The sequence below is a fragment of the Bacillus sp. YC2 genome (assembly GCF_019891195.1).
GTDB lineage: Bacteria > Bacillota > Bacilli > Bacillales > Bacillaceae > Bacillus.
On the sequence record NZ_JAHXDO010000011.1, the window covers coordinates 74,030 to 100,763 of the forward strand.

4 protein-coding genes and 1 pseudogene are annotated in these 26,734 nt (G+C 45.3%); all 5 read right to left on the reverse strand.

Going from position 1 to position 26,734, the window contains the following annotated elements:
- Nucleotides 1-18: 18 nt before the first annotated feature.
- The 5 genes and pseudogenes from KY305_RS16315 to KY305_RS16330 all read right to left on the reverse strand — a co-directional run bounded on the left by KY305_RS16315 (nucleotide 19) and on the right by KY305_RS16330 (nucleotide 26,731).
- On the reverse strand, nucleotides 19-1,419 hold the full coding sequence (locus KY305_RS16315) for a sensor histidine kinase (protein ID WP_223063431.1): 1,401 nt from the start codon (nucleotides 1,417-1,419) through the stop codon (nucleotides 19-21).
- Between the two features lie 2 nt (nucleotides 1,420-1,421).
- Complete coding sequence (locus KY305_RS16320) at nucleotides 1,422-2,129, reverse strand: response regulator transcription factor (RefSeq protein WP_223063432.1); 708 nt, start codon at nucleotides 2,127-2,129, stop codon at nucleotides 1,422-1,424.
- Between the two features lie 228 nt (nucleotides 2,130-2,357).
- A pseudogene (locus tag KY305_RS20405) lies at nucleotides 2,358-2,462 on the reverse strand (hypothetical protein); the annotation flags it as partial.
- A 213-nt stretch (nucleotides 2,463-2,675) separates the two neighbouring features.
- On the reverse strand, nucleotides 2,676-10,556 hold the full coding sequence (locus KY305_RS16325) for a non-ribosomal peptide synthetase (protein ID WP_223063433.1): 7,881 nt from the start codon (nucleotides 10,554-10,556) through the stop codon (nucleotides 2,676-2,678).
- A gap of 83 nt (nucleotides 10,557-10,639) precedes the next feature.
- The gene (locus tag KY305_RS16330; protein WP_223063434.1) at nucleotides 10,640-26,731 is read right to left on the reverse strand and encodes a non-ribosomal peptide synthase/polyketide synthase; all 16,092 of its coding nucleotides are present in this window, start codon (nucleotides 26,729-26,731) and stop codon (nucleotides 10,640-10,642) included.
- Nucleotides 26,732-26,734 lie beyond the last annotated feature (3 nt).

Sequence of the window (26,734 nt, forward strand, 5' to 3'; positions counted from 1 at the left end):
CGTTTTTTTGTATAGCCATTATGATAATTGTATATCTATCGTTGTCCCTTTCCCCGCGGTACTGTGAATGATGATGTCCCCTCCGTGCTTTTGGATAATATCCTTTGCTATGGCCATCCCAAGACCAGATCCCGCATGCATCGTCCCTGTATTCGTCCCCCTGTAATAGCGATCAAACACTTTCTCCAGCTCCTCTTCTTCTATCCCTTTGCCGTTGTCCTTAATTGTCACATGGGTTCGTTCTTTTTGTTCAAGCTGTACAACGATTTTCACATCAGGATCATTGTGTACGAGGGCATTCAAAATGAGATTCGTGACCGCTCTTCTTATCAAGATCACATCGAGATTCAGTATCAATTCTTCTTCGTTGGTTTGAAGCTCAATGGTCTTATCCGCATATCTAGAATCGTTTAAAATATCAATTAATGTTTCCCGTAACAGCGATACAAGGTTTACCTGCTCTTTATTTAACATTGCATCGTTGTTTTTCAGCCTTGTCGTTAAATTTAAATCTTCCATCACATCTTTTATATAGAAGGATTTACTCTCAATTATCTGGGCATAATCCCTGATCTGATCGACTGAAAGATGATAATTTGGATCTTTGATGATTTCTGCATAGCCTTGAATAGATGCTAATGGTGTTTTAATGTCATGAGAAATATGACTGATCCACTCTTCGCGCATTTGCTCTAATTTATCTTTTTCTTTTTTGCTTGATAATAGTTGTTCCGATAAGTGATTGACATTATAAAACACATCTTTATAAATTCCTTTGGATTTCAATTTGATCGTGTAATCTCCATTAGCTAATCGTTGGATTCCTTGAATGACACTACTCAGCGGTTTTGTGAGCTGCCGGCTGAATAGATACCCAATGAGTAACGCGATCACTGCATCTATTGATAATAAAATGATGGTCCCTACATTGAACTTCGTCACTAATTTCTTGGTATCATACGAGAGGATATACTTTGCGAGAGAGGGATTTTTAAACCCTATAAAGTAACTGTACTCCTTGCCGTTCACTTTTTTTCCGCTGGCGTAAATGGTTGATAATAATTGCTCATCCTTATATTTATGTAAATTCACAATTTCAATAGGCGTATATTTTTCCTTCAGTCCTTTAGGTTCTCTATCATGATAAACATCTTGTCCGTTTTCATCCAATATCTGAATCCAAGCATTCTGTTCTTTTAAGGCTTTTTGGCCCTCTTTGTTCACTGAAATTCCATTATTGGAAAATGTGACATATTGTTGAAATGATCTTGTGAAGGATTCTGGCGTATTTTCTTCGTCATGTTGACTGTTCGCTTGAAAAATGAGCCAAATCATAAAAACAAATAAATTAATGAAAACAGTAATGATGGTCACTATGATGACAGATACCATGTATCTGCCTGTTAATCGCCAATTCATACTTAAGCATCCTTTACAACAAATTTGTAGCCTAACCCTTTCACTGTGACGAGAAAGTCTGGTTTTGATGGGGTGGTTTCTATTTTCTCACGGAGTCTGCGTATATGAACCATCACCGTATTGTCAGAACCGAAGAAATCTTCTCCCCATACAGCTTGATAGAGTGTTTCTTTACTGATCACCCGATTAGGGTGCTGCAGAAAATATGTCATGAGCATGAGTTCTTTAGGTGTTAACTCAATAGCCGCTCCATTTTTGGTGAGCTCGGCTTGTTGTTGGTTTAATTCAAAGGGCCCTTTTTTTATCACGGTATCAGTTTGTGACGGCTGTAAGTAAGATGATCTTCTTAGCTGTGCCTTGACCCGATACGCTGCTTCCTTAGGGCTGAAGGGTTTTGTAATGTAGTCGTCCCCACCGATGGCAAGTCCCACAATTTTGTCTGTTTCCTCGCCTTTTGCAGACAAAAAGATAATAGGAACATGTGAAATATCTCTTATTTGCTTGCAGATATCATAGCCTTCACCGTCTGGCAGCATGATATCCAATAAAACCAGATCTGGATTTTCTTGATGAAATTGAGCCAATCCATCACGGGCAGTAGAAGCGGTGATCACGTGATCAATGCCTTCTCTTATTAATACTGTTTTGATCAGGTCCAAAATTTCTTTTTCGTCATCTATAATTAAAACTTTGTTGTGATGTTGTGGCATACATTGTTCACTCCTTGAGGTCATTGTCATTATTATACCCAATGTCCGTGCATAGTTAAAAAAATCAACACTTCTCTTCTGCCCACAGAAAATAAGCCAATTTTCTTTTTCGAGTGAGAAAATTGGCTTATTGCTATGATGTTGTCTTTAACGCTTTACAACAAATGTTGTCACGCTTTGAGCTGGAGGAAGGGTCCAAAAATGATTGTCGGTTACATTGAGATTCGGATGGTCTATAAGCGGGTTTGAATTCCCTGCATGTTTTGCAATTGGAGTACTTACAGCATTCGCATATTCTCCAGGTAAATAACTCAATAATAAAGCAAGAACCAATAAACATACGCTGCACTTTTAACTCATAACTTAACATCCTCCTTTTCCTTAAAATGGGGGTTTCTTTTAAAATTTGATGTCAACAGGTCATGATGAATGCATAAAATGGAGGAGTTTTAGAGTGAAACGTTGCAAACACAGGATGATTACTCTCACCTTTTTAATAAAAAAAATGCCGCTGTTGACAGTCAGCGGCATTTTGCACTGGATCATTTACATTTTGTCAAACGTTTTGTCTCCCGCAAATGATCCCGATGTCAGCTGTTCATGAAGAACAAGTCCGTCATGATGCCGTTCTTCAATCCTTTTGACAATAGATTGAATCGTATTCACATTTTCTTCGATATTTTGAGGTTCAAAGATTGTCACATGTTCTCCTTTTAATTTGTATTCCAGGTAATTGTTTGCAGTTGCTTGTGTCCATCCTCTTTCGATCAAATCGTCGCATAACAAATGATGAATGCTGGCGTTGACGGCACCGGAATTGATCAGCTGATTATGGTACGCAAGATACCCTCTGATTTTATCCTTAATCGAAGGAATGGTTAATAATTCTCTGTAATAATCCGGAATGATATCCAGATTCAGATGAATGATCTCTTCGATTTCCTCTTCCGATAAATGAGTCACCGAAGTGGTTATTTTAGAATCCAGCATAATCACATCGGATACGGCGCATCCCCGCTGCTCCATGGCTTGGGCCACCTCAAAAGCCAAATTCGATCCTGAAGAATAACCAAGCAACACATAAGGCCCTTGTTCTTGGATGCTTATTATGCTTTCTACATACCGGTCGATCATCGGTTTCTCATAAGACGGCTCTTCTAAAAAATCAGCAGCATAGACGACGCAGTCTCCATCAAGTCTTTTCGCCATTTCATTATAAACCAGCCCATACCCAATTAAAGGCGGGAAACAGAACACAGGGATCGAACCATTCTGATTCATCTTGACGAATAAGCTGTCCGTTTTGGGCTCTGAGGCCGCGGCTTGAATGGCGCGTGCCATTGTTTCGATTGTAGGGAAATCGTAAACGGCGTGATAATGCATTTTGATGCCCATGACCGCGTTAATTTGATGAATTAATTGCAATACTTTGAGCGAATGGCCGCCAACGTCAAAAAAGTTGTCTTTAATCCCTAACTCAGAATGAGCCAAAACTTCCTTCCATATGTCGGCCAACTGCTTTTCAATCAACGTTCCGGGTGCCGCGTATTCGGTTCCGGTCGGCATATTTCCGTCAGGAGCAGGCAAAGCTCTTCGATCGATTTTACCATTAGCTGATAATGGCATCTTCTCTACCTGCACAAAATAGGCTGGAATCATATACGCAGGCAGTTTGTGCAGCAATTGCTGTTTAAGCTGCAGCGTTTTTAATGATTCGTCTCCTGCTAAATAAGCGCACATCTGTTTGGAGCCCTCTTCTTCGATCGCGATGACAACCGCTTCTTTGACGGAGTCCACTTGCAATAAAGCGGCTTCTACCTCTCCGAGTTCGATGCGGTAGCCGCGGATTTTCACCTGATGATCAATTCTTCCCAAATATTCGATGTTCCCGTCCGGCAGCCATCTCGCTAAGTCTCCTGTCCGATACATCCGCTTGCCAGCTTCGAATGGATGGTCCACAAACTTCTCCGCCGTCAGTTCGGGGCGGTTTAGGTAGCCCCGCGCCAGTCCGTCTCCTGCGATACACAGCTCTCCCGGTACCCCGACAGGCTGCAGCTGTATCGAGCCCGAAGCCATCATGTACAGCTGTATATTTGAGATCGGTTTGCCGATAGGCACAGATGCAAACGCTTGGTCCGCTTCGCAGTTGAAGTACGACACATCCACTGTTGCTTCTGTGGGGCCGTACAGGTTAATCAGCCGGGCACCGTTAACAGGCGTGATAAAGCGGTGGAACCTTGCTGCATGTGCCGGTGTCAACGCCTCGCCGCTCGCAAACACCTGCCTCAGCGTACAAAGCTTCATTTGTCTCCGCGCCGGTTGTCCTTCCGCATACTCCAGAAAGGCATGCAGCATAGCCGGGACGAAATGCATCGTCGTGATTCCTTGCTCTTCAATCGTGTTCCAAATCATTTCAGGGTTTTTCTCACCGCCGGGCGGCAGCAGACACATCTTTGCACCAGCCAAAGCCCACCAGAACAGCTCCCACACTGATACATCGAAGGTGATCGCTGTCTTTTGCAAAATTGTATCGCAGCTGTCGATCGGGTAAGTCTCTTGCATCCACATCAGCCGATTTATAACCGGCCGGTGTTCCACCATAACCCCCTTTGGTTTGCCGGTCGATCCCGAGGTATAGATGACATAGGCCATATCGTCCGCACCGGCCAGCGGCTCTAAGTTCGAACCGTCCTCATCGTAAACAGAAGTATCATCGAGGTCAACGACTGTACCCGCAAAAGCAGCCGGTTTCTTCAGGTGACGCTGTGTAAGCAGTAATTTTGCTCCTGAATCTTCCAAGATGTAGCGGATGCGCTCCTCTGGGTAATCCGGGTCGATCGGCACGTAGGCGCCGCCCGCTTTCAGGATTGCATAGATCCCGACCATCATTTCCAGCGAACGTTCCGCCATAATGCCGACAAGCTGCTCAGCCTGAAGTCCTTTGGCGACCAAGGTTCGGGCCAGCTGATTGGCGCGTTCATTTAATGCGCGATACGTCAGCTTCTTATTCTCAAAAACAATTGCCACTTGCTCCGGCGTTCGCTCCGCTTGTTCCTCAAACAATTGATGAATCGTCTTTTCCTTTGGATACTCGGCCGCCGTATCGTTAAACTTGTCTATCAGGAGCGATCGTTCATCCGCTGTTAATATATCCAGTTCTTGGACGCGAGTTTCCTGATCGTCCGCCATTTGCTTAATGATTTGCATGAAATGCGCCTGCATCCGCTCGACACTTGCTTGATCATAAACGTATCCATTGTACACAAAATGAATTTCAATTTCCTCAGCCGGTATCACAATGAAAGTAAAATCGTAATGGGTATGTTCTTCCATATGAAAATCGATAATGTCTAATGCAGTGTGATCCTGCTTCATATGCTCCATTTGTTTCTCAACAGGGTAATTCTCAAATACCATAATATGATTGATTAACTGCTGTTTTTGCTCAGTTTGAGCCTGAATTTCATACAAGGGAAATGTGTCGTATGTCTGAGAAGCCAGCGCTCGCTCCTGATTCGTTTTCAATGCTTGTTCAACTGTCATTTCAGGCTGAGTATAAATACGTACGGGAATGGTATTGATAAATAAACCGACCATCGTCTCAATACCCGGAATTTCTGCCGGTCGGCCCGATACGACCGTGCCGAAAACAACATCCTGACTGCCGTTATACCTTTGCAGCAATAAGCCCCAAGCGGTTTGCATCAATGTATTGACGGTGACGTGATGCTGGCTTGCAACCCGTTTGATGTCCTCTGTGAGCTCCTTTCCGAGACGGCGCGCAAGCATCTGTTTTTGATATCCTTTGGCCTGATTGGAAATTTGTTCTTTCAGCAAAGCGGTTTGCCCTTCGTAGCCGTCCAGATAATTCCGCCAATAGGCTGCTGCTTTCTTCTGATCTTGTTCATCCAGCCATTCAATATATCGGCTGTACGGAGTAACCGCTCCTCGCTTCGGCTGCCTCTGCTCAATAATCGCATAATAGGTTTCAAACACTTCTTTCGTAATAAGAGGCAAACACCAGCCATCCATTAAAATATGATGAAAGCTCCATATCAATCGCGCTTGATCGTCCTCTGTTCGAAGGATCGATACACGCATTAACGTATCTCGGGTAAGATCGAACCCTCGCGCCTTATCTTTTTGTGCAAAATCTGCAATGAACTCGCTGCGTTGATAACTGTTCATGCTGCGAATATCTTCAACGACCGTTTCGATCCCTTTGGACCGAAATACGATCTGCAGCGGCTGTTCTTTCCATTCGGTGTAAAAATGAGTTCGAAGAATGTCGTACTTTTCGGCCAGTTGTGCCAAACTCAGTTTAAACGCATCGATATCCAAGAGGCCTTTCAAGTCAAAAGCGGCTTGTTCAAAATAAGCTCCGGAAGCCGAATCGATCAAGCTATGGAACAGCATTCCCTTCTGCATAGGGGTTAAAGGGTATATATTTTCAATTTCGCCAAGATGCTGTGTTAGCTGTACAAATCGATCTAATTCGTCGATTGTCATTTCTTTTAGCGACATATCGCTTGGCGTCAGCTGAATTTGTTCCTGAGCTGCACAATGTTCAATGACTTGCTGCAAACTGCTTTTTAAGAGATCTGCGCATGTTTCAATTGTTTCTCTTCGATACTGTTTTCCGGAGTAGCTGATTGCCAGCGACAATTGGCCGTTTGAAATCATGCCGTTGATATCAAGTGTATAGGTTATAGGGTGTTTGTCGCTGGTTATTTTCCCGCTGGAGTAAGGAGATACCTCGATTCCCCCATTTCGGATATCTTGATCAAATTGACCCAGATAATTGAAACTGATTTCCAGATGTTCGATGCATTCGGGAGTCTTCAGGTGATCTGATAAATACTTGATCAGGCCATAACCTATTCCTTTTTGAGGAATCTGCCGCAAAGTTTCTTTCACCGTCTTAATTCGCTGTGAGATATCCTGGCCTTCCTTGATTTGAAGCGAAACCGGGTATTGGCTTGTGAACCAGCCAACTGTACGTGAAATATCGAGATCTGGAATAATAGACTCTCTGCCATGTCCTTCGAGATGAATGAGAATGTCTTCATATCCAGTCCAGCGATGTATAGCGATACCAAGTCCGGTCAGCAATAAATCGTTAATTTCAGTCGTATACGCTCTGTTTGATTTTTTTAATAAACGCTCGGTATCCTCGACCGTCCATTGGACGATGAACGTTTCCCGGTCTTCGGCCAGACTGATCTCGTGCTCGTTATCCTTTGGCAATGCATGTACTGGGGTATCTTCACGCCCGAACCAGTATTGATTTTTCTTTTTAAATTCAGGGCTTCCTGCATAACGTTTCAACTGTTCGGCCCATAACTGGTAGGAGTCCGTTTTCTTCGGAAGCCGGATCGCTTCTCCGTTTTGAAGCTGCTCATAAGCAGCAGCAATATCCTCGATTAAAATTCTCCATGAAACGCCATCGATGACCAAATGATGGATCGCAATCAGCAAATGATCCCCCTCTTGGCACTGAAACAATCCGAGTTTCACAAGCGGGCCTTCGGCTAGATGAATGGATTGCTGAATTTCATTGGATACCGTTTCTATCGCTTGGGAAACATTGTTTTCTTTAAATAAAGAAATGACTTCGAGGCTGAACAGATCGCCTTCATCAATCCCCCGATTTCGAGCTTCGTATCCATGTTCTGTCGGAACATAGACCATGCGCAAAGCATCATGATGCTCTGTAATCTTCTTCATGACTTCCCGAAGCTTCGATTCATCCAGTCCCTCTTTCCAATAAAGCATAACCGCTTGATTATAATGGTGTAATTCGGGGTATTGCTGGGCAAAAAACCAATGCTGAATCGGTGTCAGCAGCGCCTGTCCTTTGATTTCTCCTTGTTCTGCGATTCGGGTTATCGACTCTACGTAAGGAACAAGCTCTGAGATCGTTGGGTACTTAAACAAGTGTTTGATTTCAAGCTTATATCCAGCTTGGTATAAGTTTGAAGTCACTTGAATCGACTTAATCGAATCCCCCCCTAATTCGAAGAAATGATCTGAGACTCCGACCCGTTCTAAGCCTAATACCGACTCCCACACTGCGGCCAGTATTTTTTCCAGTTCTGTGCGTGGAGGCTCATAGTTCATACCTGTAAGATTCTCTCTTGGAGAAGGGAGCGCCTGACGATCTATTTTCCCGTTGAAAGTAAGCGGCATCTCTTCCAACTGAACGAAATAAGCAGGTATCATATAGGATGGAAGCTGCCGGGACAGCTGTTCACGGAGCTGGCCTGCAGTTAAAGCATGCTGTGCGGTATAATAGGCGCACAAGGATGTTTCCCCATCGATTTCTTGTGCAATAACGATGGCTTCTTGGATCGCCGGTATATGAAAAAAAGCGGCTTCGACTTCTCCGATTTCAATACGGTACCCGCGGATTTTCACCTGATGATCGATTCGGCCCAAATACTCGATATTGCCGTCCGGCAGCCATCTTGCTAAGTCTCCCGTCCGGTACATCCGCTTCCCTGCTGCAAACGGGTGATCTACAAACTTCTCCGCCGTAAGCTCCGGACGTTTCAAGTAGCCCCTTGCAAGCCCATCGCCCGCAATGCACAGTTCTCCTGCCACACCGGTCGGCTGCATATGTTCCAAATCGGCATGTAATATATACAATTGAATATTGGAAATCGGTTTGCCTATCGGAATCGATGCATACTTTTCTTCAGTCTGGCATTCAAAGTATGACACATCGATTGTTGCCTCAGTCGGTCCGTACAAGTTGATGATTTGAGCCTGGCTCACCGACGTGATGATGCGTTTGAAGCCTGCCACATGTACAGGCTTCAAAGCCTCGCCGCTTGCAAACACATGTCTTAATGACGCTAACTTTTGTTTCAACATCTCGCTTGGCTTCTGATCCATGGATTCCAGAAAGGCATGCAGCATCGCCGGTACAAAATGCATTGTGCTGACACCTTTTTTTGCAATCGTATCCAAAATCAACTCGGGGTTCTTTTCTCCTCCGCTTGGCAGCAGCACCAGCTTAGAACCTGCCATCGACCACCAGAACAGTTCCCACACCGAAACATCAAAGGTGATCGCAGTTTTTTGCAGAATCACATCCCGCTCATTCAGAGGATACTTTTCCTGCATCCACACCAGCCGATTGATCACTGATCGATGCTCTACCATTACACCTTTCGGCTTGCCCGTTGACCCTGATGTATAAATAACATAGGCCAAATGATTCGGGCCGGCAGCCGGCTCTGCATTCGAACCGTCTTCACAAAAGTTTTGCGGATCTTTCATATCCAGCACTTTCCCCGTAAAAGGTACTCTCTCTCGCAAATGATTCTGCACTAATAACAACTTCGTATCCGAATCCTCCAATATGTATCGAATCCGTTCCTCCGGATAGCTTGGGTCAATCGGCACATACGCTCCGCCGGCTTTCAAGATCGCGAAGATCCCTACAATCATATTCAGGGAGCGTTCGGCCATAATCCCAACCGGCTGATCCGGCTTTACGCCTTCTGATTGCAACGTCCGAGCGAGTCGATTCGCCTTTTCATTCAGTTCCCGGTACGTCAGTTGGCTATCCTCGTATACAACAGCCGTTTGATCCGGCGTACGTTCCGCTTGTTCTTCAAACAATTGATGAATCGTTTTTTCTCTTGGATACTCGGCAGCCGTTTGATTATAGGTGATGAATTTATTTGTTTCTGAATCTGACAGAATAGTAAGCTGGCGGATCGTAAGGTCGGGTTGAAATAACATGATCGAAAAAATCCGATTTAAATGTTCGATCACTTGCATCATATATTGACGATCATAAGCATCCTCATTATAAGTTACCTTTACATGAATAGAGTCATCCCCCATGTCAAATTGAAATAAAGTATCCGAAGCAACTGTTTCTTTGAAACGAGCGGGGTGAATTTGATCTAATGATACGATCGTAGGAATCATTGGCAAATGATTCGAATCGTAATTCAGGCTCAATGGACCAGCCATTTTATCAAAGGGCACGTGCTGATTTAAGATAGCTCCGTTCAGCGTATGTTTGAATTCATTAAATATGGATTTAAACGTGCTGTCCGCCTTTATGTTTTGCTTGATTAACATGACTTGATCTAAGCGAAGGTCCTCATTGGTTTCGTCTTCAAAGGTTGGAACACCTAAAACAATGCCCTCTTCCCCCGTATATTTGTACAAAAGGCATTCGATTCCAACCAAGAGAACCATATAAACGGCCATTGGCGATTTATTCGTCATAGTCATGATACGCATGGATACATCGGAGCATAATGACCTGTGAATACAGTTAGGGGCACTCGATGCATCGTGCTCTAAAGTTGAGCTCGACATTTGAAACGAAGGGACTGCACTGGGACGATCTTCCGCATTGAACATGCTGCTCCAGAATAATTCCTGTTGTTTAAATTCTGACATTAATATCCCTCCAGTAAATTTAAGCCGGCTGGCGGCTGTCCCCGCAAAAACATCATGCCGGGGACAGCCATTACCGGCCGTTTTTAGAAATTCAATTCGATTTCGCTTGCGTATTGTTCACTTTTGTTTACTTTCTCACTTAATTGAATTTCTTTTAAAGGAATCGATGGGTCTTTTATAACCTCCGACAGAATCATGTTGTAATCTTTGGCCAAGGTAGCGATGGTTTTCTTTTTAAATAGCTTCGTACAGTAATCAAAGCTGCCCTGAATCTCGTGCGGGTTCATCTCAAAGGTCAGCTGCAAATCAAATTTGGCCACCGTATTCGTTTGTTCATAAGGTCTGACAGCGAGAGATTCCACTTCAATATCCGTTTGTTCCGTATTTTGCAGCACGAACATCGTATCGAATAACGGATTGCGGCTTAAATCACGTTTCACTCCCAGCTTCTCAACTAATTCTTCAAAAGGATACTCTTGATTTTCATAAGCTTTCAGCATCGTTTCTTTTGTTTCCGTTACATAATCCATAAAGGTCTTTTCTCCAGCCGGAGCCGTACGGATGGCCAGCGTATTCACAAACATCCCGATGATATGCTGTAAATCTTCATGCATTCTTCCGGCAATAGGCGTACCGACGACGATATCTTCTTGACCGCTGTATTTGGCCAGCAGAATGCTATAGGTGGACAGCAAGATCATATAAGCAGTCGATCCGGTCAATTCTTCCATCTGTTTTATACCTTGGACCACAGTCTCGTCGAGAACAAAATTGTGCCGCTTCCCTACAAAGCTTCGAACCCGAGGTCTGGCAAAATCTTTCGGCAGCTCAAATGGCGGAAGATTCTCGTGAAAGACACCCAACCAATAGTCCTCCTGCCTCTTGATGCGTTCCCTCTGCTCTGTCTGCTGCTGCCATACAGTGAAGTCTTTGTACTGAATCCGGAGCGGGGCTAATTCTTTGCCGTCATACAATTGAATCAGTTCTTCAACAAAGATATTCATAGAAGCGCCGTCCGTAACGATATGGTGCATGTCAAACATGAAAACATGCCTGTCCTGTTCTAATTCAATGAGTCCGGCTCGAAGCAATGGAGCCTGGCTAAGATCGAATGTTCGCACGAAATTGCGGAACAGCTCCTCGATCTCCTCATCCGCTGCCTTGTACCTTTCTATAGAGAACTCCGCCTGAGGCTTGATCACCTGCATCAGTTCACCTCGAATCATTTCAAATCCGGTTCGAAGCGATTCATGGCGCTGAATCAGTCTGTGGAACGCAGATTGTAAACGATCCATGTCGATCCTGCCTTCCAATGTCAAAATCCCCGGCATGTTGTAACTTAGTTCTCCGCCTTCAATTTGCGTAGACAGATAAACCATCTTTTGTACGGAAGATACAGGATAAACATCTTTGACTTCTGCAGCAGGGATATCATCCGGTCCGCAGGTTTCCGCGCCTGCAATGACCTTCGCCATTTCTTCAATCGTCGGGTATCGAAACACTTCTCTCAATGAAATGCTTTTGTTGAATTGCTTATGGATTTTGGCAACGAGCGTCATCCCCCGTAACGAATGTCCGCCGAGATCGAAAAAGTTTTCTTTCACGCCTACTTGCTCTAACTTTAATACTTCTTTCCAGATGCGGGCTAACTGCTCTTCCGGTCTCGTCCTTGGAGCAACGTAGTCGATCCCGGTTTGTAAGCTTGCTTCTGGCAGCGGCAATGCGCTGAGATTCACTTTTCCATTGGAGGTTATCGGCATTTGCTCCAGCTGCATCAGGTATGAAGGAACCATGTAGCCCGGTATTTGATTGGAGAGCTTTTCTTTAAGCTGACTGATCGGCAATGATTGCTCCGCTGCAAAATAGGCATACAAATCGCTTTGCCCCTCTGCATTTTCTCTGGCCAGGACAACCGCTTCCTGTACATGCTCGATGTTGAGAAGAGCGGCTTCAACCTCGCCAAGTTCGATCCGGTATCCGCGGATTTTGACTTGATGGTCCATTCTTCCGGCATATTCGATGTTTCCATCGGGCAGGTAACGGGCAAGATCGCCTGTTTTATACATCCGTTGATTCGTATCATAGGGATGCCGAACAAATTTTTCGAGCGTCAAAGATTCCCGGTTATGATAACCTCTTGCCAAGCTGATCCCGGAAATACAAAGCTCACCGACGATACCGACAGGCTGAAGCATTCCGGCTTCATTCAAAATTAAAATTTCCGTATTCGAAATCGGTTTGCCGATAGGCTGAAGCTCTTGATGAATTTCCGGATCCACGGTATACATGGTCACGACATGCGTTTCTGATGGACCGTAATGATTATGCAGCGTGACATGGTGGCGCACCAGCATTTCTCGCAGCATACTCGTTACGATGAGCTGTTCTCCCGCAGCGATAATATGATCCACGCATTCAGCAAACGGTTCGAAATATTGTTTCTCCGATGCAAGGAGCTTAAGGAACGCAGTTGGAAGAAACGCCGTTTGTATCCTGTATGTCTTGACAAAATCGTTGAGCAGACGAATGTCCCGTTTTGCCTCATTGTCAATGATATAAAGTGTCCCGCCGCTTAAGATCGCGGAGAAAATCTCTTGATAGCAAACATCGAAGCTCATCGCGGCAAATTGCAGCACCCTGTCAAAACGCAGCTGCGTATGTTCCCGCTCATAAGCGAGCAGATTCAACATGGTTTTATGCTCTAATTGAACTCCTTTAGGCTTTCCTGTTGTACCTGATGTGTAGATGACGTACAATAAATGATTTTCCTCATAAGAAAGATTGAGATTGCTTGCATCGCCTTGATATACCGCCGGATCGTCAAGCAGGACCACAGCACCTTCAAAAGAAGGCGGTACGGTATGATCGGCACAAGTTAAAAGCAACCTGGCGCCCGTGTCTTTCATTAAAAACGCACGTCGTTCATCAGGAAGCTCCGGATCTATTGGAAGAAACGCCCCGCCGGCCTTTACTATTGCTAAAATCCCAATAATCATATTTGCGGATCGTTCCGTGAGAACGGCAACCACTTGATCAGCGCCTGCTCCTTTATTCAAAAGGACGCGTGCCAGCTGGTTGGAGCGTTCATTCAACTGACGATAGGTCCAGGTCTGACCTTCAAACGAAACGGCGACATGGTCAGGAGTGCGCTCAGCCTGCTGTTCAAATCGTTGATGAATTGTTGTCCCCCGTTGATCGTTCACCGCGGTATCGTTAAAGAGTTTCCAAATATCCGTTTTCTCTTGCGGTGTCATCATATCCAAAGAAGCCAGCTTGGCTTCAGGATGTTCGATAATCGCATCGATCAGCTGCATAAAATGCTTCATCATGCGTTCGATCGTTTCCGGTTTGAACAGTGTCGTCAGGTATTCCATCGTGCAATGAATGCGTGTCTCTTCTTCTACAGCCGTTAAGGTTAAGTCGAATTTAGCCATCGTATGTTCGCTGGGATAAGGTTCAAATGTCAAGTCATTCATCACTAATTGTTCCTGCTCCGTATTCTGCAGCACAAACATGGTGTCGAACAACGGATTGCGGCTTAAATCTCTGGTGATGCTCAATTGATCGACCAGCGCTTCAAATGGATAATCTTGATGCTCGTATGCTTTTAATGCATTCTCCTTCACTTCGGCGAGATATTGAGAAAATGTCTTTTCTTTAGCGGGGTAATTACGCATCGCCAGTGTATTGACAAACATGCCAATGATAGAATCTAAATCTGCGTGAGGCCTCCCCGCTATAGGGCTGCCGACAATAATGTCTTCCTGGCCGCTGTATTTGGACAACAATAAGGTATAGGACGCAAGAAGCACCATATATAAAGTCGATTCTGTGCCGAGTGCCAGTTGTTTTAACCGCGCGCTTCTTTGTTCATCAATCACAAAGTGCATTGCAGCCCCCGAAAAATCTCTTGCGGAAGGCCGTATATAATCGGTTGGCAGATGAAGGATGGGGATATCGCCGCTGTACAGCTCCACCCAATAGGCTTCTTGCTTTTGTATCTGCTTTACTCGCGCTTCTCCGGTTTGCCACACTGCGTAGTCTTTGTACTGGATACGCAGGGGCGGTAATGCCTCTCTTTCATACGTTCTTACAAATTCTTTGATCAGGACGCTCATGGATGTCCCGTCAGAGATAATATGATGCATATCAAACAGCAGGATTCCTTGATCAGGTTGAAGCTCAATCACCCCAACGCGAAGCAGCGGAGGCTCATCCAGTTGAAATGCACGAACAAATTGACGGATACAAAGGTCCGTTTCATCTTCACTGGCCTGATACGTCTCTACTGCAAATTCAACGTGATCCAAGACGTATTGAACAGGTTCTCCGTCAACCATTTTAAAGCCGGTGCGCAAAGATTCATGGCGCTGAATCAGTTGAGCAAAGGACTGCTGTAATTTATCTCTATCCAGCTTCCCTTTGAAAGCCATCATTCCCAGCATGTTGTAACTGAGCTCTCCGCCTTCCAAATGGTTGAGAATATACAATCTTTTTTGTGCAGAGGATACCGGATAATATTGTCTCTTTTCGATTGCAGGAATCGAAGCATATCCGGTTTGCTCCATCATCGTGATCGACTGTGCGAGCTGTTCAATAGTTGGGAACTGGAAAACGTTTCGCAAAGGGATTTGAACATGCAATTGCTTTTGAATCTTTGCAATGAGCGTCGTCGCTCGCAGGGAGTGTCCTCCGGCATCGAAAAAGTTATCTCGAATTCCCACCTGCTCTAATCCGAGAACATCCTGCCATATTTGCGTTAGCTGTATTTCCGTCGCAGTTCGCGGCGGCGCGTATTCCGTGTCCCCGTATCGCTTTCCGTCCGGCTTCGGCAATAATTGACGATTCAATTTTCCATTCGGCGTTAGCGGCATCTGATCCAGTTGCGCAAAATAAGCCGGAATCATGTATCCGGGTAAATATCGGGCGAGACCATCCCGAAGTTCGCTGATCGGAAATGGCTCATCCGCCACATAGTACCCGCATAAATAATGCTCGCCGTCAGCATCTTCAAAGGCAGCAACGACTGCTTCCTGAATCTCCGGAACGTTCAACATCACTGATTCGATTTCACCGAGTTCAATCCTAAAGCCATGAATCTTCACCTGATGATCGACCCGCCCGATAAATTCTATATTTCCATCCGGCAGAAGGCGAGCCAGATCGCCGGTTCTATACATCCGGCTTGATGGAACAAACGGGTCGTCAACGAATTTTTCATTCGTCAATTCCGGCAAGTTCAAGTATCCGCGTCCTACTCCGTCCCCTGCGATGTACAACTCACCTTGGACGCCCGCTGGCTGCAGTCGCTGCTTGGAGTCGAGAATGTACATACGATTGCTGCCTAGCGGCTTGCCTATAGGAACGTGAATTTGACTGCGAGTCCAAGCATCGGATGAAACCTCGATGTTGAACAGGGACGCATCCACGCAAGTTTCGGTAGGGCCATATACATTGGTGATCGCAGGTGCTGACCCATGAGCGGCAAATAAGTGCATGAACTTGGTTACCGTCGTTTTAGGAAGCGCCTCTCCGCCGATTAAAAGATGACGAAGCGGAACTCCTTGCCTATCATCTGCAGCTGTCAGCAGCTTTAAGTGGGCAGGCGTTCCGTCGGTTACGTCAATGTGATGCTGTCGATAGAAATGCCATAAGGCCGCGCCATCGGATACCGCCTCTTTAGGAACGATAAACAGGGTATGTCCTAACAACAAGGAAGCATACATTTGCTGAACCGAAGCATCGAAATAATATGGAGCGAGCATGGCCACATTTAAAACCGCATCATAGGCAGAGTAAACTTGGAGACGCAGCCCTTCGATGAGGTGAATCACCTGGCGATGTTCAATCAGCGTGCCTTTAGGCTTGCCCGTCGTGCCGGAAGTATAAATGGCATAGGCCAGTTGATTGGAATGGCATGGCAGCTCCAGATTGACATTTTTTTCATGATAGGCATGTTCCTCCTGCATATCGATACACGTTCCGGAAAAGACAATGTTGTCTTGGATTTTCCCGCGTATAAGCAATACGTTAATGTCCGAATTCCGTACGATATAATGGATGCGTTCTAAAGGAGAATCCGGGTCTATTGGCAAATAAGCTCCGCCCGCTTTTAAAACTGCTAAGATTCCTGTCATCATCTCCAAGGAACGATCAACCATAATGCCGACAAGTTGACCCGTTTGGACGCCTTCAGCTCGCAAGGTTCGCGCAAGCTGATTGGCTCGCTGGTTCAATTCCCTGTAGGTTAACTGTTCTCCCTCGAATACAACCGCTGTACGGTCCGGCGTATGGTGCGCTTGTTCCTCGAACAGCTGATGAATCGTTTGTTCACGTGAGTATTGCATTTTATTAGACTGAAAATGGTTGAGCTGGTGCTCTTTTTCTTGCTGAGTCAAAAGTTCCAATTCTTCTATTTTGATGTACGGATGCTGGGATACTTGATTCATTAGCTGCTCAAAATGTCCGCGAATGCGTTTTACTTCTGATTGTTCATATTCATTTTGGTTAAAACCAAAATGAACGGCGAGTTGTTCGCCAGGGATGACAACCACATTAAAATCGTAATGGGTATGTTCTTCCATATGAAAATTCACGATATTTAATTCCGCAGCACCATGGCTTGCTTGTCCGACTTGTTGTCCTATCGGATAGTTTTCAAAGATCATAATATGGTCAATCAAGTTTTGCTTTTGTTCCGTTTGTGCCTGAATTTCGTATAAAGGATAGGTATCGTATGCTTGGGAAGCCAATGCCTTTTCTTGAACCATTTGCATCGCTTCAACGAAAGAGCTGTCCTCATCGCAGCGAATTCGAACCGGAATGGTATTGATGAACAGACCGATCATCTGTTCTGCACCGGGGATTTCCGCCGGCCTTCCTGACACGACACTGCCAAAGACAACGTCGGCGGCTCCGCTGTATTTTTGTAATAAAATTCCCCACAACGTTTGGATCAACGTATTTAACGTGACTTGATGCTGGTTTGCGATCTGCTGTAATTGTTTTGTCTGTTCTTGACCGAATTGGCAGATCACATTGTCATACGCATATGCTTTTCGTTCATGCTGCGCTCTTTTATGAAGAAGCCGGGTTTCACCTTCGTAGCCTTCAAGATACTCGCTCCAGTACCGTTTGGCCGCTGCGTGATCTTGCCGTTCAAGCCACTCGATATAGTCGCTGTAAGGAGCCGTATATGCTAGTTCTGTTTCCCTGCCTTCTTGCAAAGCAATATAATGTTCAAACACTTCCTTCGTCATAAGAGGCAGGCACCAGCCGTCCATGACAATATGATGGAAGCTCCAAATGATATGATATTTGTGATCTTCCATACGGAAAATCGCTATGCGCATCAGCCGATCTTGAGCCAAGTCAAATCCTTTCGCTTTATCTTCTCTTTGGTAGGATCGGATTTCATCCTCACGCCGGATCTTGTCCATGTCACGCAAATCTGCTAAATGAATTTGTGGTTTTTGCGTTTTATAGACAATTTGCAAAGGAATATCGTTCCAGCCGCTATAAAAACGGGTTCTGAGCACGGCATATTTTTCAAATAAACGTTCCAAGCTTGCTGTAAACCTATCGATCTTTAACTCTCCCTGCAAATCAAACGATGCTTGTTCGAAATAAGAACTTGAGTCCTCATCCAGCAAACTGTGAAAGAGCATCCCCTTCTGCATCGGAGTGAGCGGATACACGTTTTCGATCTCACCTGCATGCGGCAGTTGAAGAAGGAGCTGGTCCAATTCGTCAATGGTCATGCCTTTTAACAAAATATCGCTTGGTGTCAGTTCCGATTGTTCTTTATGAACGCAATGCGTAATGATTGTCCGCAGGCGGCTTTGAACCGTTTCCGATAACTGCATGATCGTTTCTTTTGCGTATTGTTTGCTGCTGTAGCTGATCGTAAGCTTGAGCCGGCCCTCGGTTATCATTCCGTTTATATTCAATATATACGGTCTTTCTTGATTTCCGCTTGAGTCTGAACCGCAAGAATAAGAAGATAATTGAACCCCATGCTGCTGTAAATCTTGGTCAAACTGTCCCAGATAGTTAAAGCTGATCTCAGGATTGAGTTTCGATGGCATTCCGCCGCTTAAGTACCTTGCTATTCCATATCCGATCCCTTTATGCGGAATTTGGCGCAATCCTTCTTTGGTCGTCTTGATATAATCAGAGATTTCTTTGCCCGGCTGCGCGTGCAGCACAACCGGATACAGACTTGTAAACCACCCGACCGTGCGGGAGATATCTATATCTTGTATAATCTGTTCTCTGCCGTGTCCCTCTAAATGAATCGGAATCTGTTCCAGTCCTGACCAATGCGATATGGAAAGACCCAGAGAAGTTAAGAGCAAATCGTTTATTTCCGTGTTATAAACGCGATTCGCTTGTTTTAATAACAGCTCCGTTTCTTCTTTAGTCCATTCCACAGTTGCCGTTTCACTGTCTTTTGCAGTCGTATGGGTTTCATGAAAATCTTTAGGCAGCGGTTTTACTTCGGTTTGTTCGATCTTTGTCCAATATTCCTGTTCTTGTTTTATGGTTTCACTTTGCGCATATTCTGAAAGTCTCTTAGCCCATAATTGGAAAGAGTCTGTTTTTTGCGGCAGTTGAATCACTTGTCCGTTCTCGGCTTGCTTGTAGCCGCTAACGATATCTTCCAGTAAAATGCGCCATGAAATCCCGTCTACAATCAAATGATGGATGGCAATGAGCAAATGATCTCCATCTGCGCATTGAAACAACCCGGCTTTCATTAACGGCCCATCACTTAAACGCATACTGCTTTGTATCTCATCAGCTTTGGCTTCAATTGTCCGCCCCGGATCGGAATCTTCTTTCAGATTCAGGACTTCTAAGTAGTATAGTCCACTTTGAGCGATTTCTTCATTCTGTGCCTCGCAGCCATTTTCCGTAGTCCGGAACGTCATGCGGAGCGCATCGTGATGTTCAGCAAGCTTTTGCAGAGTCTGACGAAGCGGCGTTTCCTGAAAACCTTCCGGCGCATGCAGCATGACGGCTTGATTATAATAATGCTGATCTACCGTTATGTGATCAAAGAACCAATGCTGAATAGGAGTCAGGCTGACTTTTCCTTTGACCTCACCTTGATCGGCTATACGCAGATTCTGCTTGATATGCGGACTCAATTCTGCAATTGTTGCATATTGAAACAAGTCTTTGATTTCCATTTTGTATCCTTGCTGATTTAATCTGGAGGATACTTGAATGGATTTAATGGAATCTCCGCCAAGGTCAAAGAAATTATCAAGAATACTGACGTTTTCAGCGCCTAATACTGATTCCCAGGCAGAAACTAATATTTCTTCCGTTTTTGTTCGGGGAGCTTTATACTCTGCTCTGTCCTGCAGCTCGAAATCCGGAGCCGGCAACCCTTTTTTGTTTATTTTTCCGTTAGAAGTTAAAGGCATTTCATCAAGCTCGATAAAATAAGCCGGAACCATATAACCCGCCAGGCTGTGAGACAATTGTTTCCGGAGCCTGGCTGCCGTTATTTGTCCGCCGCTCACGTAATATGCACACAATTGTTTAAACCCGTGGACATCCTCTCTGGCTGTAACGACAGCTTCCTTGATCGTTTCTTCTTGAAGCAGTGCCGCCTCGATCTCGCCTAATTCGATACGATAGCCTCTGATTTTGACTTGTTCATCTATTCTGCCCGCATATTCAATGTTTCCGTCAGCCAGCCATTTCGCTAAATCGCCGGTCTTATACATCTTAGCTCCGGGTTCAAACGGGTCATCGACAAATTTCTCTGCCGTTAATTCGGGGCGGTTCAAATACCCTCTTGCCACACCAGCCCCGCTGATATAGATCTCTCCCGGCACTCCGATCGGTGCGGGTTTCATATTCTCATCCAGCACATAAATGCTCGTGTTTGCCGCAGCGGTTCCGATCGGTACCGATTCCCGTCTGTCCTTTGCGTCATCGTAACGGTAAATCATGCAGCCGACAACGGTTTCCGTCGGCCCGTACTCATTACATATTTCAATTCGGCCTTCGAACTGTTCATGAATGCTGCGGGCTAACCGGGTGCTTAAGTTTTCCCCGCCCACAATCATTCTTCGGACAGCCGTTTTACCGGCAATGTTCATTTCTTTCAAAACCTGCAAATGGGCCGGGGTCAATTTAATGATATCCACCCTCGGGTCCTGCACAATCGATTCAAGCAGAGCTGTTTTATCCTCTCCGTCATAGACGATGATCGTATTGCCTGTGACCAGCGGTGTGAAAATAGAAGTCACCGTTAGATCAAAGGAGATCGACGAGTACAACGGGAAGTTGGTTTTCTCGCCTTTTACATAGACCTCTTTCGCCCACCAAATGTAATTGGTCAAGCCTCGGTGCTCGATTAATACGCCTTTGGGCTTGCCTGTAGAGCCTGACGTATAAATGACATACGCCAAATGATTTGCGTCACTTAGCGGTTCAAGGTCAGAGGCATCTTCGTGATAGGAGCTTTCATCATCCAGTAAAACTGTGGCGCCTTTATAGGTAAGCTGCTCCCGGACATCACGCTGCATCAAAACGATCCCGGCTTGGGAGTCATCCAGCATGTACTGGATACGGTCTTGCGGATATTCTGGATCTATAGGGACATAGGCTCCGCCTGCTTTTAAAACGGCAAGTATCCCTACCACCGATTCGATACTGTTTCTGCTGATGATGGCCACGGGATGATCAGCTTGCACGCCCTTCGCTCTTATCGTTCGCGCCAGTTGGTTTGCCCGCTCGTTGAGCTGACGGTACGTGAGCTGTTTGTCCTTATCGATGACGGCTGACTGATCGGGCGTTCGCTGCGATTGCTCTTCAAACAGTTGATAAACCGCCGTCTGCGGATATGGCGCCGACGTGTCGTTAAGCGTCTGAAGAAGGTGTCTTTTTTCGCCTTTCGTTAACAATTCCACTTGATCCACCTGGATATCCGCATCTGTAATGACTTGATGCAAGATCTGCATGAAATGTTCCCGAATCCGCTCCATGCTGTCCCGATCATACACTTTGGCGTTGTATTCAAAATAGATGTTAATCGCTTCACCCGGAATAACGGTTAAATTAAAATCATAGTTGGTCTGTTCTTCCATTTGCACGTTGGAGATTGTGATGGCTGATCCGTTTTGCTGACCTATGCTTTCCATATACTGACCAACAGGGTAATTTTCAAATATCATTAAATGTGTAATTAAATTTTGCCTTTGCGTTGTACGTGCTTGAATATCATACAGCGGAAACGTCTCATACTTTTGAGAGGCTACGGCTCTTTCCTGCGCCTCTTTCATGAGCTCGGCAAAAGTCGTTCCAGCTTCACATTGGATTCGGACAGGAATGGTGTTAATGAATAAGCCGATCATGGTTTCTACGTTTGGAATTCCCGCTGGTCTTCCGGATACAACACTTCCGAAAACAACGTCCCGGCTTCGATTGTATTTCTGCAGCAAAACCGCCCATGCCGTTTGCAACAGCGTGTTCAGCGTGACATGGCGCTTGCTTGCCGTCTGCTTCATTTTCAACGTGAGATCGGCGCTTATTTCACATGTCACTTTCTCCGGAATGTAACGTTCATCTTCCGCCAGATGGTTGTCCTTAGGGAGGCCGGTCTGCTCTTCATATCCCTCCAAATATTGATCCCAATAACGCTTGGCCTCTTCCGCATCTTGCCGGTCGAGCCATTCAATATATTGACTATACGGAGTAATCGTCGATTGTTCAGGCTGCTTTTGCTGAAGCAAAGCAAAGTAATGATCGAATATTTCTTTTGTAATAAGCGGCAGACACCAACCGTCCATCAAAATATGGTGGAAACTCCATATAAAACGATAGGTCGTTTCATCCGTACGAAGAATAAATAACCGCATTAACGCGTCTTTCTCTAAGTCGAATCCCCGAATCTTATCTTCTCTGGCATATTCCTGAATCATCTCTTCTTTTCGCGCTTCAGTCATCTCGCGTAAATCGATGAATTGAAATCCGATCTTTTTGGTTTTCAATATGATTTGCAGCGGCTGGTCTTTCCAGCCTCTGTAAAAATTCGTGCGGAAAATATCGTATCTTTGCGATAAGCCATTCAAGCTTTTTGAAAATGAATCGATATCTAAATCTCCATGCAGATCAAACGTCGTTTGCTGAAAATAAGCGCCTGAATTTGGATCAAACAAGCTGTGAAACAGCATGCCTTTCTGCATTGGCGTTAACGGATAGATATTTTCCACTTCGCCTAATTCACGCGTTTGCTCCAAAAGCTTTTCCAGTTCGTCTATCGTGATATCCTTTAACAGAATGTCGCTTGGCGTCAATGATGTCTGCTGTTGGCTTATGCAATGCGCAATGACTTCTTGCAGACTTTCTTTCAAATTTTGGGCAAAATGCGCCATGGTCGATCTCTCGTATTGTTTGCTGCTGTAACTGAGTGTGAGCGATAATTTCCCCTCTGCGATCATGCCATTCAAATCGAGCACCGCCGTTCTCGCTTGGTTTTCATTCATCGATAACCCTGCGGAATAAGGCGATACCTGCAAAGCATGATGCTGCAGGTCTTGGTCAAACTGGCCCAAGTAATTAAACGAAATTTCCGGATTCAGCTGCAGGCTGTCAGCTTCAGGACGTCCGGATAAATATTTGATAACACTATAATTCATTCCTTTATCGGGGATACGGCGCAGCCCTTCTTTCACGGTCTTGATGCGCTGCGGCAGCTCTTTTCCTGCTTCCATCTTCAGTACGACAGGATACTGGCTTGTAAACCATCCTACCGTGCGCGTGATATCCGCATCCGGAATCACCGGTTCTCTTCCGTGGCCTTCCAAATTCACGACAACTTCTTCCATGCCTGTCCACCTGTGAACAGCCAGTCCTAACGAGGTCAGCAGCAGATCATTGATGTCCGTGTTGTAGGCGCGATTCGCTTGTTTCAATAATTGCTCCGTTTCTTCTTTTGTCCATTGAATCGTCAATTCATCGCTGTCTCTTAATAATGAACCTTCACTGATGTTATCCTTAGGCAATGGCTGCAGCTCCAGGCTTGAAAGCTCAGCCCAATAAGCAATCTCCTGCTCCATGTCGGTTTCTGCCGCATACTTGGACAATTGCTCCGCCCAGAATGGAAACGAGTCTGTTTTTTGCGGAAGCCGGACCGTTTGTCCGCGCTCTGCTTGCTCATAGCCGCTGGCGATATCCTCAAGTAAAATTCGCCAGGATACCCCATCGATCACCAAGTGATGAATCGCGATAAGCAGATGATCTCCGTCCGGACATTGGAACAAACCAAGCTTCATCAAAGGCCCTTGGCCTAATTCCATGCTGCTTTGAATCTCATTCGCTTTATCGGCAATCGCTTGAGCCGGATCGGAATCCCCTTTATAATTCAGCACTTCCAGGTGATACAATTCACTTTCTTCTGTTCCCGCAATCCGAGCAGTATATCCGTTCGGCGTTTCTTCAAAAATCATCCGCAGCGCATCGTGATGCGCTGCGATGCGTTCCATTGTCTGGCGAAGCGGAGCCTCTTTAAAGCCTTGCGCCGAATATAACATCACGGCCTGATTATAATGGTGAGCATGCGGCATCTTTTGTTCAAAAAACCAATGCTGAATCGGGGTCAGGCTTGTCCTTCCGTTAACTTCTTCTTGATCAGCCATTCTGCTTACCGGCTCTACAAACGGACTTAGCTCAGCAATCGCAGGGTATTTAAACAGATGCTTCATATCAATCTTGTATCCGGCTTGATACAATCTGGAAGAAACCTGAATTGATTTAATCGAATCTCCGCCAAAATCAAAGAAATTATCCAGTATTCCTATACGCTCTGCCCCTAATACCTCTTGCCAGATGGACGCCAGCAGTTCTTCTATTGAGTTTCGCGGGGCTATGTATTCGTTTTCCGTCCGCGCTTTTTCTTCGGTAACAGGCAAAGCTTTCAGATCAATCTTTCCGTTGGAAGTGAGCGGTATGCGTTCCAAATGGATAAAGTAAGAAGGAATCATATAATCCGGCAGTTCACGGGACAATATAGCTCTGAACTGCGCGGCGGTTAAAGAAGGCTCTCCGACATAATAGGCATACAATTGCTTGGCTCCGTCTTCGCCCTTCCTCGCAACGACTGCCGCCTCACGAACCTCTTCCAGGTTGAACATGGCCGACTCCACCTCGCCAAGCTCGATACGGTATCCGCGAATTTTTACTTGATGGTCGATTCGCCCCAAATATTCGATCCTTCCATCTGGCAGCCGTCTGGCGAGATCGCCTGTTTTATACATCTTTTGATCAGGGAGAAGCAAATGCCGAACAAACTTTTCTTCCGTCAATTCAGGCCGGTTGAGATAGCCGCGGGCAACTCCCGCTCCTCCGACATACAGCTCTCCCGGTACGCCGATCGGCTGGACTTGATGGTGTGCTCCCAAAATAAAGGCTTGGTGATTGGCCACCGGCCTGCCAATCGTGATCTGTTCATCGGCAGAATGAACAGGCTGAAACGTAGATACCACGCTATTTTCAGTCGGACCGTATTCATTATTGAGCCGAATTTGAGGCTGCAGGGAAAACAGCCTTTCTGCGGTATCAGGTTCGAGTTGTTCTCCGCCTACAACAACATGTTGAACATGAAGGAAGTCCTCTGTGTTCATCTGTTCGATCATGGCTTTTAACAGACGGGGAGAAGTCGAGAAATGAGTAATCCTTTCCTGTCTCAGAACGTTTTGAATCGCGAAAAGATCTTTGTTGTCTTCGTTAGGCAAAAGGTACAAAGTTGCACCCGAGATAAGCGGGCCGAAGAAATTTAAAATGAACGCATCAAAAACATAAGGGTACAACACAAGTACACGATCCTCTGCGGAATGCTTGAAAAACGCTTTCTTCCATTGGAGTGAGTTCACAATGCCGCCGTGTTCAGCCATGACCCCTTTCGGCTTCCCTGTTGTGCCCGAGGTATAAATAACATAGGCCAAATGGTCGTGTTCTGCTATTGGTGATAACAATGAGCAATCGGTATGGTAAGATGTTTCATCATTCAGATCGATCGTCGGGCCGTCAAAGACGAGGCTGTTTTTGAAATGCCGCTGAACAACGAGTACGTCTGCATTCGCATCATTCAGCAAATATTGAAGCCGCTCTTTTGGATATTCAGGGTCCAGGGGCACATAAGCGCCCCCAGCCTTCCAAATGGCAATGATGGACACAATCATTTCTAATGAACGATCAGCCATAATGGCGACCAAAGTATCGGCTTGAACCCCGCAGTTTCGCAACGTTCTTGCCAAGCGATTGGCTCTTTCATTCAATTCCCTGTACGTCAGATGGCTGTTTTCGAACTTGACGGCTGCATGATCAGGCGTTCTTTCCGCTTGCTCTTCAAACAATTGATATACAGTTCTGCTCCCGGGGTAATCTGCGTAGGTGTCATTAAAATCAAACAACATTTGATGTTTTTCCGCTTCGGGTATGACTTCTGCCGTATCGATTGCAGCTTGGGGCTGGAACAAGATCACGGACAACAAATGATCAAGATGGGACACGATTTGGTCCATATAGCGCTCATCATACAGATTGCCGTTATAATAAAGCTTCAAATGAATCCCGTTGTTCTCCAAATCAAAGTGAAACAGCGTATCGGTTGCAGCGTCTTCCTTAAATTGCAAGGAATGAATTTCGTTGAGCGAAACGACGGTATGAATCAATGGCATTCGATCATCGTCGTATTGCACGTTTAAATGCTGGACCATTTTTCGGAACGGCAGGTTTTGATTTTTCAGCGAATCATTAACGGCTTCTTTTAGTTGCTCGAATACGGTTTTAAACGTGCTCTGGCTGTTAAGCGTATTTTTCAGCAGGACAATGGTGTTAACAGCTGAAGTGCTGCTTTTTTTCTTCGATACCGTTGGAATGCCCAGAATCAGGCTCGTTCGATCCGTATATTTATACAATAAGCATTCAATGCCTGCCAATAAAATCAAATAGGCTGCCATTTCGGAATGATTCGCCATTGTCATTATTCTTTGAGATACTTCTGGAGATAAGGAACGGCAGATGCATTTTTCCTGATAGCCGGTACAGGCCAAAGACGCTTTATCAGCTGCTTTAAAGTAAGGGAATACGCTTAGGCCATCCTCTTCATCAAACAGGTTATCCCAGTACGTTTCTTGATTTTTAAATACCGACATTGG

Excerpts from the sequence above, each read along its gene's own strand:
- KY305_RS16320 (WP_223063432.1), bottom strand. The coding sequence starts at position 2,129 with ATGCCACAACATCACAACAAAGTTTTAATTATAGATGACGAAAAAGAA.
- KY305_RS16325 (WP_223063433.1), bottom strand. The coding sequence starts at position 10,556 with ATGTCAGAATTTAAACAACAGGAATTATTCTGGAGCAGCATGTTCAAT.
- KY305_RS16315 (WP_223063431.1), bottom strand. The coding sequence starts at position 1,419 with ATGAATTGGCGATTAACAGGCAGATACATGGTATCTGTCATCATAGTG.
- KY305_RS16330 (WP_223063434.1), bottom strand. The coding sequence starts at position 26,731 with ATGTCGGTATTTAAAAATCAAGAAACGTACTGGGATAACCTGTTTGAT.